This window comes from Aeromonas sp. S18(2024) (assembly GCF_041402525.1).
Classification (GTDB): Bacteria; Pseudomonadota; Gammaproteobacteria; order Enterobacterales; family Aeromonadaceae; genus Aeromonas; species Aeromonas enteropelogenes.
In genome coordinates this window covers 229,313-244,294 of sequence record NZ_JBGLQV010000003.1, presented here as the reverse complement: position 1 = coordinate 244,294, position 14,982 = coordinate 229,313, and the positions used below count along the sequence as shown (strand labels likewise).

Sequence of the window (14,982 nt, the reverse complement as noted above, 5' to 3'; positions counted from 1 at the left end):
TCATCATGGGACAGGCTTTTTGACAAGGACAACGCAATGACAAGGATCAGGCTCGAATATCATGGCCACGTCGCCTACATCACCCTGGATCACCCCCCCGCCAACACCTGGACTCTCGCCAGCCTGCAGGCCTTCTTGCAGATGATGGTGGAGCTCGATAGCCGTCCCGATGTGGTAGCCCTGGTGATCCGCGGGGCGGGGGACAAGTTTTTCTGCGCCGGTGCCGATCTCAAGATGTTTGCCGACGGCAATGTGGAGCATGCCCGCGAGGTGGCCGAGGCGTTTGGCAAGGCGTTTGAGGCACTGACCCGGTTCCACGGCGTCAGCATCGCCGCCATCAATGGCTATGCCATGGGGGGCGGGCTGGAGGTGGCGCTGGCCTGCGACATCCGCATCGCCGAGCAGCAGGCCCTGCTGGGGTTGCCAGAGGCCTCGGTGGGCTTGTTGCCCTGCGCCGGCGGCACTCAGAGGCTCACCGAGCTGGTGGGGCCGGGCTGGGCCAAGCGGATGATCCTGTGCGGCGAAAAGGTCAATGCCACCCTGGCCTACGAGATGGGGCTGGTGGAGGAGGTGGTGAAAACCGGCCACGCCTGGGAAGCCGCCCACCAGATGGCGCAGCTGGTGGAACGTCAGAGCCCGAGCGCCTTGCGCGCCTGCAAGACCCTCATCAATCAGGGGCGCAGCGGCCCCCGGGATGCAGCCTTGCCCCTTGAGCGCAGCCTGTTTCTCGAGCTGTTTGCCGACGCCAACCAGCGTGAGGGGGTTGTTGCCTTCCTGGAGAAACGGCCACCCCGTTGGCACTACGGCGCCTCTGCCGGCGTTTCACCCAATGCCCAAGATGGAGCCCTTCATGAGTGAACCGGTCAAGGTCAGTTGTTATCCCACTAGCGATGGTCGGCAGATTGGTGTGTTGACCCTCGACAGTCCCGCCTCGCTCAATGCGTTAAGTCTTGAGATGATCCAGATCCTGCAGCGTACTCTCGTAGAGTGGCAGCAGGATCCCGCCATCGTCTGCGTCCTGCTGCAGGGGGCGGGTGAGAAGGCCTTCTGCGCCGGCGGCGATATTCGCTCTTTTTATTACCGCAAGCAGGAGGCGAGCGAGTCGGCACTGTTTGGCTATGCCCGCGATTTTTTTGAGCAGGAGTATCGGCTCGATCACCTGATCCACTGCTATGACAAGCCACTCGTCTGCGTGGCGGATGGCATCTGCATGGGGGGCGGTATTGGCCTCTTTGCCGGCGCCGATTTTCGGGTGGTGACCGAGAAGAGCCTGTTCGCCATGCCGGAGGTGACCATCGGCCTCTATCCGGATGTGGGGGCCAGCTGGTTCTTGAGCCGGATGCCGGGGCGCCTCGGGCTCTGGCTCGGCCTCACCGGCGCCCGCTTCAATGGCCAGGATGCCATTGCTCTGGGGCTCGCGGATCACGCCATCGCCAGCCGTGAGCGGGAGGCGCTACTGCCCCGGCTCGCGGCCCTCGACTGGTCCCAAGCCAGGGATCCCCGCGAGCAGATCGATCAACTGCTGCAAGGGCTGCATCGCGAGGTGCTTGCCGCACTGCCTGAGCCAGTGGTTTTGCCCCATCAAGCCAGAATTGATGCCCTGCTGGCGGGGCGCTCCCTGCAAGGGGTACTGGATCGCCTGTTCGATGCCCGCTTCGATCTCGAGTCCGGTGAGGGGAGCCTGGCGAAGGCCCGCGATACCTGTCGCAGCGGCAGCCCCATCAGTCGCGCCATCCTGTGGCGCCAATATTGGCAGGCCCGCCGCCAGTCGCTCGCCGAGGTGTTTGCCGATGAGTTGATCCTCTCGGTCAACTGCGTGCTCAAGGGAGATTTTGTGGAAGGGGTGCGGGCGCTACTTATCGACAAGGACAAATCCCCCCGCTGGCAGCCAGCCCAAACGGGGGAGGCGTGGCTGGATGCCTTCTATCGCTGGCCAGAAGGGACCAATCCCCTGCTGCCTTAAGAGAGTGGGAAGGCGCGCCGGACAAGGGACAACGCAAGGAGCAAAGGATGACAAGGATTGGATTTATCGGACTTGGCAACATGGGGGGCCCCATGGCTGCCAACCTGGCCCGGGCGGGTCACAGGGTGCAGGTGTTTGATCTGGTGCACGAAAGCGTGACCCGGGCGATCGCCGCCGGTTGCATCGCCGCCACAGATGCCCGGGAGGCGGTGAGCGACTGCGAGGTGGTCATCAGCATGCTGCCTGCTGGGGAACATGTGCGGGCCCTCTGGCTTGGCGAAGATGCCGGAAAGGGGGGCGGTCAGGATCTGCTGGCGGCCTTGCCGGCAGGCACCCTGGTCATCGACTGCTCCACCATAGATGTGGCCTCTGCCCGCCAGGTAGGGGAAGCGGCCAGGGCGCGCGGCATCCGCTTTATCGATGCCCCTGTATCGGGGGGCGTGGCAGGCGCGGCAGCCGGAACGCTGACCTTTATCGTGGGGGGCGAGTTTGCCGATTTTGAGGCCGCCAAACCCGTGCTCGCCCACATGGGGCAGAACCTGCTCTATGCCGGTGCCCTCGGGGCGGGGCAGATCGCCAAGATGTGCAACAACATGCTGCTCGCCATCCACATGGCGGGCACCGCCGAGGCCCTTGCCCTCGGGGTGAAGGAGGGGCTGGACCCTAGCGTGCTTTCCACCATCATGGGCAAGAGTTCTGGCAACAACTGGAGTCTGGAGCGCTACAACCCCTGGCCCGGGGTGATGGAGAACGCACCGGCCTCCCGCAACTATCAGGGGGGCTTTATGACCCGGCTGATGGTGAAGGACCTGGGGCTGGCCATGGCCCTGGCCGAACATGCCCATAGCGCCGTGCCCATGGGGGCGCTCGCTCGCAACCTGTTCAACCTGCATGCGACGCAGGGGCAGGATACGCGAGATTTTTCCAGCATCGTCGAGCTTTATCTGGATAAAAAACAAGACAGCTAGCGGCGCCGTTGCCATCACCCGAATAACCCAGTGACAACACAAGGAGCATGCATGGACATCAAGCAGAAGGTCATCGCCATCACGGGGGCAGGACGGGGACTTGGCCGGGCCATCGCCCTGAGTCTGGTAGAGCAAGGTGCCCAGTTGGCGCTTATCGACGTCAACCGCGCCGATCTGGAGGTGACCGAGGCCGAACTGCGCAGCCGGGATGGCCAGTGTGGCCTGTTCGTCTGCAACGTGGCGAGCGAACCCGAGGTGGAGGCGACCTTTGCCGCGATCAAGGAGCAATACGGCGCCTTGCATGGCCTCATCAACTGCGCCGGCATCCTGCGGGACGGCATGCTGATCAAGGTAAAGGAGGGAGTACTGCAAGAGAAGATGAGTCTGAGCCAGTGGCAGAGCGTCATCGACGTCAACCTGACCGGCACCTTCCTGTGCGGGCGAGAGGGGGCTGCCCTGATGGCGCAAGGGGGGCAGGGGGGCGTCATCATCAACGTCTCGTCCATCGCCCGCGCCGGCAATATCGGCCAGAGCAACTATGCCGCCAGCAAGGCGGGGGTGGCCTCGCTGGTGGTGACCTGGGCACGGGAACTCTCCCGTCACGGCATCCGGGTGATGGGGATCGCCCCCGGGGTATTTGCCACCGACATGACGGCTGCGATGAAACCGGAGGCGATGGCCCGCATGCAGCAGGCCATACCTGTTGGGGTGCTGGGGGAGGCGCGCCAGCTGGCCGAGACGGTGCAGTTCATCCTCGCCAATGACTACTTGTCGGGGCGGATGATCGAGCTCGACGGCGGCCTGCGTTTGTAACGGCGAGCAGAAAAATCCCCGGTCTGGTAGCCGGGGATTTTTTATGCAGCCAGGTCGAAACCGAGGCGACTGCATACTGCTGAATAGATAAGTTCGAGTCCCTTTTGTTTTGCCAAATTATCATAAATATCAATGGGTCTTGCTTAATTTGACTCAGCTCACAGGCACTCATGGTCAGTGCTGTAAAATTGCGCGCGGTCAAGGTGGCGCATGATTGATGGCACGAAGGATTGCGGCCGGAATAATCATGCAATATAGTTGCCGCCTTTTTCACGGGGTATGGATTTCTCGCCCCTCCCATATCGCGTGCAGTATGAATAGGGACGCTCTGCCGCCGCCTAATTAAACAGGATTGAGATGGACAAGAAACTAGGGCTGGGCGCCCTCATTTCGCTGGTGATCGGCTCCATGGTCGGCGCCGGGGTTTTCAGTCTGCCACAAAACATCGCCGCCCACGCCAGTGCCGGGGCCGTCGCCCTGGGTTGGACCATCACGGGCATCGGCATGATCTGTCTTGCGCTGGTCTATCAGAACCTCTCCATGCGCCGCCCGGATCTCGATGGCGGTATCTTCAGCTACGCCAAGGCGGGTTTCGGTGATTTCATCGGCTTCAACGCAGCCTGGGGCTACTGGCTCTGCCAGCTGCTGGCCAACGTCTCCTACGCCATCGTGGTATTCAGTGCGCTCGGTTACTTCTTCGATACGCCGGACAACGTCATCTTCGGTGACGGCAACACGCCGCTGGCCATCACGCTCGCCTCCATCCTGATCTGGTCGGTGCATGCTCTGGTGCTGCGCGGGATCCAGGTTGCCGCGCTGGTCAATATCGTGACCACCATCGCCAAGATGGTACCCCTCATCGTCTTCTGCGTCGCCATTTTGCTGGCTTTCAATCTGGATACCTTCAACCTGGATATCTGGGGGCAGGGCAATCCCGAGCTGGGCTCAGTGATGGAGCAGGTCAAATCGACCATGAAGGTCACCCTCTGGGTCTTCATCGGGATCGAGGGGGCCGTGGTGGTCTCTGCTCGTGCCCGTCATCGCAAGGATGTGGGGCGCGCCACCGTGCTGGCGCTGCTTGGTGCCCTGGCGCTCTACGTGATGGTGACCCTGTTCTCCCTGGGGGTGATGAACCAGCCCCAACTGGCCCAGCTCAAGAACCCGTCCACTGCCATGATCCTGGAAGCAGTTGTCGGTCCCTGGGGGGCCTGGCTCATCAATATCGGTTTGGTGATATCCGTGATGGGGGCGCTGCTGAGCTGGACCGTGCTGGCGGCCGAAGTGCCCTACATCGCGGGCAAGACCGGCGTGTTCCCGGCCTGGTTTGCCAAGGAGAACAAAAACGGCTCACCCCAGGTGTCGCTCTGGTGCTCCACCTGTCTGGTGCAGATCTTCCTCATCATCATCTACTTCCAGAGCAGTACCTATCTGGCGCTGGTCAACATCGCCACGTCGGCCGCTCTGGTGCCTTATGTCTTCTCCGGTGCCTATGGCCTCAAGCTGGCACTCAAGGGCGAGACCTACGAGGGCCAGCCTCATCAGCGCAATCGTGACATGTTGCTGGCGCTGGTCGCTACCGTATACGGCTGCTGGCTGGTCTATGCCGCCGGGGTGGAGTACCTGCTGCTGGTGGCGCTGCTCTACAGCCCGGGTATCTTCATCTACTGGAAAGCCCGTCAGCACCATGCCCTGCGCAGCCTCAACCGGCTGGAGCAGGGGATGACGGCGGCCCTGCTCGGGTTTGCCGTGCTGGCCTTCTACAAGGTGATGGACGGTACCATTCCCCTCAATTAAACGGCACAATGAAGAGATGGCCTGATGGCCATCTCTTTTTTTATGCGCAGCATGAGCCAGTGCGTAGCTGCGCCGTTTCGTAAGGAATCGTTATGCTGTTTATGGGTTATCTGCTGCTGGGGGCGTTTGCTGGCATGCTGGCGGGGCTGTTCGGCATCGGTGGCGGTCTCATCATAGTGCCCGTGCTGGTACTCAGTTTTCATGCCCAGGGGGTGGCGCCCGACATCGTGACCCACCTGGCTCTCGGTACCTCGCTGCCCACCATGATTTTCACCGGCTTCAGTTCGCTTCGGGCGCATCAGGAGGCGGGGGCAGTGGACTGGGTGATGATCCGCCGCCTCGCCGTCGGCATGCTGCTGGGGGCCTGGCTTGGCGGCATGACAGCCAACCTACTCAGTGCCAGCACCCTCAACATCATCATCGGCTGCTTCGCCTGGACCATGGCGCTACAGATGGGGCTCAATCTAAAGCCCAAAGCTGAGCGTCAAATGCCGGGGCCGGTGGGCACCGGCATTGCGGGCTCCATTATCGGCTGGATGTCAGCGCTGTTTGGCATCGGTGGCGGCTCGCTCACCGTGCCTTATTTGAGCTGGAACTCGGTGCCGATGCGCAACGCAGTGGCAGCGTCTGCGGCTTGCAGCATGCCCATCGCCTTTGCAGGTAGTCTCAGTTATCTCTATGCCGGTTGGGGCAACCCCGATCTGCCCGAGTGGAGTCTGGGTTACATCTATCTGCCGGCCCTCGTCGGTATCGTGCTCACCAGTACCCAGTTTGCCCGGGTGGGAGCCAGGTTGGCGCACCGCCTTTCGCCCCAGCGCCTCAAGCAGGCATTTGCCCTGTTGATGCTGCTGGTGGGGGCGAAATTTATGCTGTTTAGCTGATCTGTTCGGCAGATTGTTGAAAAATAAGGCAAACGAACTGCCGTGGTGCAGAAAGCCGTTGCATTGATACGCCAGTTTGCCTATTCTCCTCGCCGGTGGTCCTATTGGTCCTCTCGCATTGATAACCCGTCGACCTGGTCAGGACCGGAAGGTAGCAGCCAAGGCGGGGGACTCGAGTGCCGGGATGTGGCTGGTAGGGCCACCACTTGTTTCTGCCATTCAATAAGTTAGCTTCCTAAAGCCCTTGGTCATCCACTTTGTGTGGACGACGAGGAGCTCATCGATGAATCTCTGGCTCAGTCCCCATGGCATCTGGTATTACCGGAAAGTCACCACGCTCCCCTGTGGTCGCCGTAAAGAGATCAAAAAATCCCTGCATACCCGAGACAAACTTTGTGCACGTCACAAGGTGACTCAGCTGCTTGCCTGCGTACGTTCCAGACCCAAGCCAGTTGTGCAACCCACAAGCGAGCCAGAGAACCCGCAACCTCAGCCGAATATCAAGCCTGCTGTTCCGGCGGCCAAACCGGTTGCTCCGCTGTTGTCGGTCTTGAGTGACCGCTATCTGAAAGAGAAGGCCCTCTCTTGGGCACCGAAAGAACTCAGCAACCAGAAGAACTACATCGGCTGCTTCATCAAGGCACTGGGTGATAGACCGGTCGTTGACTATGGCAAAGCGGACGTGGTCAAGTTCAAGGAGGGTCTGCTGAACTCCGGCAAGAGCCCGACCACCATCAACAAATATCTTCAGAAGCTCTCCCTGCTGTTTAACTGGCTGGTTAACCATCAGGAGGGGATCGTCAATCACTTCGCCGGATTGAAGCTGCAGCGAGCCAAGGAGGTGAACTCACGAAGTGGATACACAGCGGAAGAACGTCGCAAGTTTATCGGGTGGGCTGAGCAGCAAGAGCCCCACCGTAGGTGGATTGCTCTGCTGGGTCTGTTCACCGGAGCTCGTGCCAACGAAATCTGTCAGCTCTATGCCGATGATGTGCAACAGGTTGACGGTATATGGTGCCTGAATATTCGCAATGGACGGCCAGACCAGAAACTCAAGACGGTCAACAGTGCTCGTCTCGTTCCTCTCCATCGACACCTCATCCAGAGCGGTTTCATCGAGTTTGTGAAGGGGAGGGCAGGGGGACGCCTCTTCCCTGAACTGCCCCATCGCCAGGATGGATACAGCCACTTGTGGGGGCAGTGGTTTAGCCGCCATCGCCCTGTAGATAAGGACTTCCACAGCCTGCGGCATACCGTGGGAACAGCCCTCAAAGATCACGGAGTGCCATTGCAGTATGCGGCGGCGATCTTGGGTCACACCAACGGGGCGATCAGCTATGACCGATATGGAGGGGATGTCTCACTGGAGAAGCTCAAAGAGGTGATAGAGGCGGCCCTCTCATCCTTTGCTGATGCCGGATAAAGGGAAGGGTGGGTCTGCCGAGATGCTGAAATTTTGGCATTTTCAAGAACTTTTTCTACGAAGCCTCGTATAGAAAAAGTTCTATAAATAGCTGAAATTTCGGCAGATTGACTGCTTGGTTTGGACCCTTTCCCTTTGTTGGCGGGCAAAACGGGAAAGTCAAAAACGGCAGAGGGGCCCGCAGGCCCCCCATTCGTCATACTGTGTAGTTCGCTCCTGTCTCCGGCTGCTCTCGGTGGGTTGAGACCGTCATGTCCGCCATCTCGCTATCGAGCAGGGTCAACCCGATGACGGTTGCCTTGCTGTTGTAGCGGGGGACAGCAAAGCCCTTCTCAATCAGCTTCTTCTTGAGGGCCAACTGCTTCATGGCCCATTCACCGTTCTGCTGTGTCCAGCGGCTGTAGACTGCGTAGACCTCGCTCATGGGCACTTTGGCCCCTGCTCTGGTCTGTGTGCACTCTTCCAGGAAGCAGCCTACCATATCCGACTCGGCACGGTAGGTCTCGACATCCTGCTTGAGGCGAGCAGGAATCGATGCCTTGAGTCTCTGCTCTTGCCACATCTGGCAGCCCTGGATGGCCCAGTTCAGAATGCCGGGCATCTCGGCCCGTAGCTTCTCCATCAGCATTGGGTCCAGCTGTGCCTTCGTGAAGGAGGCATTGAATGGCAGCATCAGCATCCGACGCCACATACCATTGCTGGTATCGCGGATCTCGGGCTTGTGGTTGCCCACCATCACCAGAGAGAAGGATGGGCGGAACTCCATCTCCTTCTTGGCGTAGGGAGCACGAGCGACAATCACGTCATCCCCTGTCATGGCCTTTACCAAGTTCTCATCCATGCGAGAGCCCTCTGGCAGCTCGTTGGCGACCACGAGGCGTGCATCCACCAGCTTGGTCAGGGACGGGTTCGGACCGGTATTGCCGTTGCGGTTGAACAGCAAGACGTTACTGCTGATCTGCCGACTGAACTCTCCCAGCAACTGCTGAATGACCGACATGAAGGTACTCTTGCCGTTGCAGCCGCCCCCGTGAAGGAAGAACAGGAGCTGTTCTTCGGTGCGGCCGGTGATCCAGTAGCCCACACAACGTTGCAGGAAGGCGGCATACTCGGCATCGTCACAGGTGATCTCGCCGATGAACTGTTCCCATCGCGGGCAGACAGCGGCTGGGTCATAGGCCACCGGACTATGGTGGGTAATCATGAATGCCCGTCTCGGTGCCAACAGGCGACCCGACTTCAGGTCGATGACACCGTTCGCCGTGCCCAACAGCATCGGATTGGCGTTTAGCTCGTGCAGTCTTGCCGTCATCATCGGCTTGGCCAGTTCCAGCATGTTCTGAATGCCAGCCCGGTTAAGGCTGCTAGAACCGTGTCTGAGCACTGCATAGGCCCAAGACAGCTCCTCTTTCTTGCACGCCTGCTTGATCAACATCTGTCCGATTTCCTGGATCTCTTTGCCCACGGTTTGAGCAAGGATCATGGGCGTCAAGTCATTCTGGGTCCAGTGCGTACCATCGAAGTAGATAAAGCCACCTAACTCAGGGACGAACTTCAGGTTATGCCCGTGCATCTGCACGAACCGTTCAGCGTTGGCCGAATCGTTGAGCTCGTTTTCAAAGATGGCAGTACGTGGCATGACCTTGACTACTTCCGGCTGCTGATCATCGTCCTGAACTGCTTCGGCTTCGGCTTCGGCTTCGGCTTCGACCTCAGCCACAGGCTCAACTAGGGTGAATGCCGCCACCAGTTCGGTCAGAGGCAAGGGGTTGTCGCCATGCAGGTATTCGTCAATGTCCTTCACGCAATCTGGCAGCTTGACTTGTGTCAACTTGAGGCCGAGTTGGGCCACCTTGGAGCGGTACTTGTCACCCGCCTCGTCGGTGTCGAAGAAGGTCACGACATCACGGTCAGCCAGCTCACGCTTCAGCCACTCCAGCTGGGTCTGTGACAGCGTGCCAATGGTAGCCAGCACAGGGCCCGGCCAACCGGCATCTACCAGTGACAGTCGGTCATTCTCCCCCTCTACCAAGGCGACAGGGCCGGGGGCATTCAGGCTCTCTTCTCCGTAGAACTGGACCCCGTTAAGCCAATGACGGCTCGGCAGTTGGTACGGCTGACCCTTGTTTGGATCCTTGAAGGTGAAGCGACTGACTTGTCCGTTGCGGTCGAAGTGCGGGAACACATAGACACCATGCGGGAAGAAGTCACGCAGGAGGTCTGGGCTCTCCTGGCTGGCCTTGACCAGACCGGAGGCCAGCCGCTCCTCTTGGCTGAACCCGGCATCCTTCAGTGCCTTGTTCAGGCCACCGGAGAAGCCGATATCCAGCCCCACCAGCACCTCCTCAGAGTGGCCACGCAGCTCCATCAGTTCGTCTAAATTCAGACGGGACTGATAGTGACTAGCTGCGAGATTGAAGAGTTCCTGCAGGCGAGCGGGTGGGGCTGTGTAGATTGGTTGCTCCAGCTTCACCACCTTGCGAACTGTTGGGGTCACCTCCAGCTTGTTCAGCAAGAGCAGGCGAGCAGCGTTACTTGCACTATCTGCTTGCTCGCACTTAACGATAAGCTCGAACACGTCCCCTCTCTCTTCACAGCTATAGCAGTGGAATCTATCGTCGTCGGGATAGAGGGTAAAGCAGTCGTTATGACCGCACAGTGGGCAACTGGCATCGTCCAGTCGATAGGTGTTGGAGCCGACTTTCTTGACGTCTTGCCCAGTCAGAGCCGAAGCGACATCCATGATGGGGAACTGCTCTTTGATGGCAGCAAAGTCGAGAGTCAGGGAGTGGCCTGCATCGGCCAGGGCAAATTCAAGGTCAACTTGTTGTTTTTGAGACATGGTGTCTCTCCTTCGATGACCGCTGCTGTGGAACTAAAATTAGGTTGAGTGTGTTCCAAGCGGCGGTAATCAGGTCGGGTAACAGCGCCCCCCGTGGGCCTATGGCGTGAGCCAAGGTGCGATGTGCGGGGGCGTCTGCCCGCCGACAACCCCGACTATACGGATCGGCAGAAGCAATACAACCCCTCTTTTTTCCTCCCCAAGGTCTCATTTCGAGTTTTCGTTGTGAACAACGCAAAATCCACGATCAAAGATTTTTTCATGTGATCTCGATAGTGGGATCAAGTTCACAATATTGCTGCTTCCCTTGTCGGCTCCACGGACGGGACGCCCCCATCAGCAGGTCAAAATCGATCCGCTTGAAAATGCGACATGTACGTCCATTCAGGGAGTTAAGTGCAACCTATATCACCCCCATGACTGGCTTCCCGTGGTAGAATCCCTGCCATTTCGTCTGTCTCAGACCGCAAGGCGGTCCCACGGGGTTTCCATGACTACCAATATCTCATCCCTTGCCAATCTTATCTGGTCGGTGGCTGACCTCCTGCGAGGTGATTTCAAGCAGTCCCAGTATGGCCGCATCATTTTGCCGTTCACCGTCCTGCGTCGTCTGGAGTGCGTGCTGGCCCCGACCCGTGACAAGGTGCTGACCACCGCAGAGAGCACCAAGGCGCTGCCCGAGCTGGCCCGCCATAAGCTGCTGCTCAATGCCGCCGGGCAGAGCTTCTACAATACCGCCAAGCTCACCCTCGACAACCTTGGCGAGAAGCAGATTGGCGATAACCTGGATGCTTATGTGCGGGGCTTTTCCCGTGAGGCATTCGAGGTGTTCGAGCACTTCAACTTTGCCGCCAGCATCGATCTGCTGGAAGATGCCGACCTGCTTTACAAGGTGGTCCGCAATTTCGCCAACGTCGATCTCTCCCCCGAGACCGTAGACAACTACCACATGGGTCTGGTGTTCGAGGAGCTGATCCGCAAGTTTGCCGAGAGCTCCAACGAGACTGCCGGTGAGCACTTCACTCCCCGTGACATCGTGCGTTTGACTACTTCTCTGGTGTTTGCTGCCGATGACGAGGCCCTGACGACGGCAGGGGTGGTGCGGACCATCTATGACCCCACGGCGGGCACCGGCGGCTTCCTCTCATGCGGCATGGAGTACCTGCATGAGCTCAACCCCGCTGCCCGTCTGGCCACTTTTGGACAAGAGCTCAACCCCGAGTCATTTGCCATCTGTAAGGCCGACATGCTGATCAAGGGTCAGGACATCAGCAACATCAAGTTGGGCAATACCCTATCCGACGACCAGCTGCCGCTGGAGAAGTTCGATTACTGCCTCTCCAACCCGCCATTCGGGGTGGACTGGAAGAAGGTCGAGAAGCAAGTAAGGGACGAACACCTGCTAAAGGGCCACAGTGGCCGCTTTGGGGCGGGTCTGCCCCGTGTTTCAGACGGCTCACTCTTGTTTCTGCAACATCTGATCGCCAAGATGAAGCCGGAGGGTGCTCGTATCGGCATCATCCTCAACGGCTCGCCGCTCTTTACCGGTGGGGCGGGTAGCGGCGAGAGCGAGATCCGCCGCTATATCCTCGAGCACGACCTGCTCGATACCCTGGTGGCCTTGCCCACCGACATGTTCTACAACACCGGCATCGCCACCTATATCTGGGTGCTGTCGAACCACAAACCGGCCGAGCGTAAGGGCAAGGTGCTGCTGATCAACGCCAGCGACATGCACAGCCCCATGCGTAAGTCGTTGGGCTCCAAGCGTAAGCAACTGAGCGACGAAGCCATCGAGGAAGTAGTGCGTCTCGCCAGCCGTTTCGAGGCGAGCCCGATCGCCAAGATCTTCCCCACCACCGCCTTCGGTTATCGCCGTATTACCGTGGAGCGGCCGCTGAAACTGGCGTTCACCCCGCACGATGCCGAGCGCCTTGCCAGCCTCACTGCCGATAAGGGCTGGGCCAAGCTCGATGGCACCCTGCAGTCCGCCATCCTGACTGCCTTGGGTCAGTTCGCTGAGGCCAAGTTGCTCTCTCGCGACAAGTTTAAAAAGCAGCTGACCAAGTTGCTGGGGGAGGTAAAGCTGCCAGCCCCGGCCTTTAAGCTGTTGGTGAGCCATCTGGGTGAGCAGGACGACGCCGCCGAAGTGTGTAAAACAAAGGGCGAGCAGGAGGCTAATGCGGATCTGCGGGATAACGAAAATGTGCCGCTGGGGGAAGACATTCATGAATATCTGAAGCGTGAGGTGCTGCCCCATGTGCCGGATGCCTGGATAGACACCAGTAAAACCGACCCACTCGATGGCCAGGTGGGTATCGTTGGCTACGAGATCCCCTTTAACCGCCACTTCTACCAGTACCAGCCCCCCCGCGAGCTGGCAGCCATCGATGCCGATCTCGATGCGGTCGCCAAGGAGATTATGCAGTTGCTGGCGGAGGTGCACTCATGAGTGAGGCAGTAGCAACACAGCAAGGGCTGGTGGGCAAGTATCGTCCCTATCCGGAATATAACGATTCGGGAGTGGCATGGTTGGGTCATATTCCTGCACAATGGTCGTTAAAAAAATTAAAGTATCTATGTAGCATACAGACTGGAAACAAAGATACGGTAAATGCAGAGGATGATGGGGAATATCCATTCTTTGTCCGGTCACAAACAGTGGAAAGAATAGGTACTTATACTGCTGATTGTGAGGCTGTACTGACAGCAGGTGATGGCGTTGGTGTTGGGAAAGTTTACCATTATTATAATGGTAAGTTTGATTACCATCAGCGAGTATATATGCTGAGTGATTTCACCGGAGTTACTGGTCGATTTGTATATTACTATCTGTCATCAAACTTTTATAAGGTCGCCTTAGAGGGAAATGCAAAGTCTACAGTGGACTCGTTGCGGCTACCTCAGTTTTTAAATTTTGAGTTTTCTATACCACCTCTCGATACTCAAGATGTAATAGTTGCCTTTCTCGACTACGAAACTGCCCGGATTGATCGGCTGATTGCCCAGCAGCAGCGGCTGATCGAGCTGCTGAAAGAGAAGCGGCAGGCGGTGATCTCCCACGCCGTCACCAAGGGCCTCAACCCCAACGCCCCCATGAAAGACTCCTGCGTCGAGTGGCTCGGCCAAGTGCCGGAGCATTGGATTGTAACACGCTTGAAATATATAGGTGATGCAAAGAATGGCCTGACCTATTCTCCAGATGATGTTGTTTCCGAAGGCGACGGTATCTTAGTGCTTCGATCATCAAATATTCAGAATGCCAAGCTGAGTTTTACTGACAATGTATATGTCAATATGGATATACCAGGGCGAATCAGAACCAAGAAAAATGACCTATTAATTTGCTCTAGGAACGGCAGCAGAAAACTAATCGGAAAAAATGCACTGATTACAGAGGAAGCAATCGGGATGGCTTTTGGTGCTTTCATGGTTCTGTATCGAAGCAACCTGAATTCGTACTTGTATTGGGTGCTAAACTCCCCTTTATTTGAGTATCAATCAGGCTCTTTTTTAACTTCAACAATAAATCAACTTACGATTGGCAATCTTGGCAGTATGGAAATCCCTTTGCCTCCATGTGAAGAGCGAGAGATGATAGAGAGGTCTTTAAAAGAAAAAGATTCTTACTTTGAACGGCTGGTTCAACTATCTAATCGCAAAGTTGAACTACTCCAAGAACGCCGCACCGCCCTGATCTCCGCCGCCGTCACTGGCAAGATCGATCTGCGGGGTTGGACGCCGCCTGCCGAAGAGGTGGCCGCATGACACTTTTTAGTGCTTTGCAATACCCTGAGCTTGCCAGCTATGCAGTCCTTTCTGAGTGTCGTTGTTACCGTTACGCCTTAAGTCGGGTATGGGACAGCAGCAAACCTTATGCCCTGTTTATCGGACTGAACCCATCCACTGCAGATGAGACAGAGGATGATCCCACTATTCGCCGTTGCATTAGTTTTGCAAAAAGTTGGGGCTATGGTGGCTTGGTGATGGCCAACCTCTTCGCTTATAGGGCTACCGACCCTGATGATATGAAAGTAGCCGCAGAGCCGATAGGTATTAACAATAATGACTGGCTTAGCGAGCTCGCTAATCATGCTGGGGTGGTAGTGGCCGCATGGGGTAATCATGGGGCTTTTAAGCAACGTTCATCCCACGTTCGAGGCTTGTTAACTGAACTGCATTATCTGCAACTCAATCAATCGGGGGAACCAGCTCACCCTCTTTATCTCAAAAGTACCCTCACCCCAATCAGGTGGACTAAATAGGGTACGTTGTCGATTAAACGGATGTGAAGTCAC

At 57.7% G+C, this 14,982-nt stretch carries 11 protein-coding genes and 1 other RNA gene; 11 read left to right on the top strand and 1 reads right to left on the bottom strand.

Features of this window, described 5'->3' with window-relative positions; all coding sequences use genetic code 11:
• The first annotated feature begins 36 nt into the window (after positions 1-36).
• From ACB034_RS07345 to ACB034_RS07310, 8 genes are all read left to right on the top strand, one after another.
• On the top strand, positions 37-858 hold the full coding sequence (locus ACB034_RS07345) for an enoyl-CoA hydratase (protein ID WP_342016630.1): 822 nt from the start codon (positions 37-39) through the stop codon (positions 856-858).
• On the top strand, positions 851-1,963 hold the full coding sequence (locus ACB034_RS07340; protein WP_216992227.1) for an enoyl-CoA hydratase/isomerase family protein: 1,113 nt from the start codon (positions 851-853) through the stop codon (positions 1,961-1,963). The genes ACB034_RS07345 and ACB034_RS07340 overlap by 8 nt, the downstream gene beginning before the upstream one ends.
• Before the next feature lie 47 nt (positions 1,964-2,010).
• Complete coding sequence (gene mmsB, locus ACB034_RS07335; protein WP_371172487.1) at positions 2,011-2,931, top strand: 3-hydroxyisobutyrate dehydrogenase; 921 nt, start codon at positions 2,011-2,013, stop codon at positions 2,929-2,931.
• A 51-nt stretch (positions 2,932-2,982) separates the two neighbouring features.
• Entirely contained in the window at positions 2,983-3,744 is a 762-nt protein-coding gene (locus ACB034_RS07330) for an SDR family oxidoreductase (protein ID WP_371172486.1), read from the top strand.
• 357 nt (positions 3,745-4,101) lie between these two features.
• A complete protein-coding gene (arcD, locus tag ACB034_RS07325) occupies positions 4,102-5,538 on the top strand; it encodes an arginine-ornithine antiporter (protein ID WP_026458072.1) in 1,437 nt (478 codons plus the stop codon).
• Positions 5,539-5,630: 92 nt separating this feature from the next.
• Positions 5,631-6,419 (top strand): sulfite exporter TauE/SafE family protein, encoded by a 789-nt coding sequence (locus ACB034_RS07320; RefSeq protein WP_042029128.1) that lies wholly within the window; start codon positions 5,631-5,633, stop codon positions 6,417-6,419.
• Positions 6,420-6,521: 102 nt separating this feature from the next.
• Positions 6,522-6,618, top strand: an RNA gene (gene ffs, locus ACB034_RS07315) — signal recognition particle sRNA small type.
• Between the two features lie 84 nt (positions 6,619-6,702).
• Positions 6,703-7,842 (top strand): site-specific integrase, encoded by a 1,140-nt coding sequence (locus tag ACB034_RS07310; protein WP_198506214.1) that lies wholly within the window; start codon positions 6,703-6,705, stop codon positions 7,840-7,842.
• A 196-nt stretch (positions 7,843-8,038) separates the two neighbouring features.
• On the opposite strand, the gene ACB034_RS07305 is transcribed toward ACB034_RS07310, so the two are convergent.
• Entirely contained in the window at positions 8,039-10,684 is a 2,646-nt protein-coding gene (locus tag ACB034_RS07305) for a phage/plasmid primase, P4 family (RefSeq protein WP_247141191.1), read from the bottom strand.
• Positions 10,685-11,174: 490 nt separating this feature from the next.
• Between ACB034_RS07305 and ACB034_RS07300 the strand changes: the two genes are divergently transcribed.
• Genes ACB034_RS07300 through ACB034_RS07290 form a run of 3 tightly spaced genes read left to right on the top strand, consistent with a single transcriptional unit; the run spans position 11,175 to position 14,949 of the window.
• Positions 11,175-13,136 (top strand): class I SAM-dependent DNA methyltransferase, encoded by a 1,962-nt coding sequence (locus tag ACB034_RS07300; RefSeq protein WP_335861626.1) that lies wholly within the window; start codon positions 11,175-11,177, stop codon positions 13,134-13,136.
• On the top strand, positions 13,133-14,452 hold the full coding sequence (locus ACB034_RS07295) for a restriction endonuclease subunit S (protein ID WP_335861625.1): 1,320 nt from the start codon (positions 13,133-13,135) through the stop codon (positions 14,450-14,452). Before ACB034_RS07300 ends, ACB034_RS07295 begins: the two co-directional genes overlap by 4 nt.
• On the top strand, positions 14,449-14,949 hold the full coding sequence (locus tag ACB034_RS07290) for a DUF1643 domain-containing protein (RefSeq protein ID WP_335861624.1): 501 nt from the start codon (positions 14,449-14,451) through the stop codon (positions 14,947-14,949). Before ACB034_RS07295 ends, ACB034_RS07290 begins: the two co-directional genes overlap by 4 nt.
• Positions 14,950-14,982: the final 33 nt, after the last annotated feature.

Excerpts from the sequence above, each read along its gene's own strand:
- ACB034_RS07345 (WP_342016630.1), top strand. The coding sequence starts at position 37 with ATGACAAGGATCAGGCTCGAATATCATGGCCACGTCGCCTACATCACC.
- ACB034_RS07340 (WP_216992227.1), top strand. The coding sequence starts at position 851 with ATGAGTGAACCGGTCAAGGTCAGTTGTTATCCCACTAGCGATGGTCGG.
- mmsB (WP_371172487.1), top strand. The coding sequence starts at position 2,011 with ATGACAAGGATTGGATTTATCGGACTTGGCAACATGGGGGGCCCCATG.
- ACB034_RS07330 (WP_371172486.1), top strand. The coding sequence starts at position 2,983 with ATGGACATCAAGCAGAAGGTCATCGCCATCACGGGGGCAGGACGGGGA.
- arcD (WP_026458072.1), top strand. The coding sequence starts at position 4,102 with ATGGACAAGAAACTAGGGCTGGGCGCCCTCATTTCGCTGGTGATCGGC.
- ACB034_RS07320 (WP_042029128.1), top strand. The coding sequence starts at position 5,631 with ATGCTGTTTATGGGTTATCTGCTGCTGGGGGCGTTTGCTGGCATGCTG.
- ACB034_RS07310 (WP_198506214.1), top strand. The coding sequence starts at position 6,703 with ATGAATCTCTGGCTCAGTCCCCATGGCATCTGGTATTACCGGAAAGTC.
- ACB034_RS07305 (WP_247141191.1), bottom strand. The coding sequence starts at position 10,684 with ATGTCTCAAAAACAACAAGTTGACCTTGAATTTGCCCTGGCCGATGCA.
- ACB034_RS07300 (WP_335861626.1), top strand. The coding sequence starts at position 11,175 with ATGACTACCAATATCTCATCCCTTGCCAATCTTATCTGGTCGGTGGCT.
- ACB034_RS07295 (WP_335861625.1), top strand. The coding sequence starts at position 13,133 with ATGAGTGAGGCAGTAGCAACACAGCAAGGGCTGGTGGGCAAGTATCGT.
- ACB034_RS07290 (WP_335861624.1), top strand. The coding sequence starts at position 14,449 with ATGACACTTTTTAGTGCTTTGCAATACCCTGAGCTTGCCAGCTATGCA.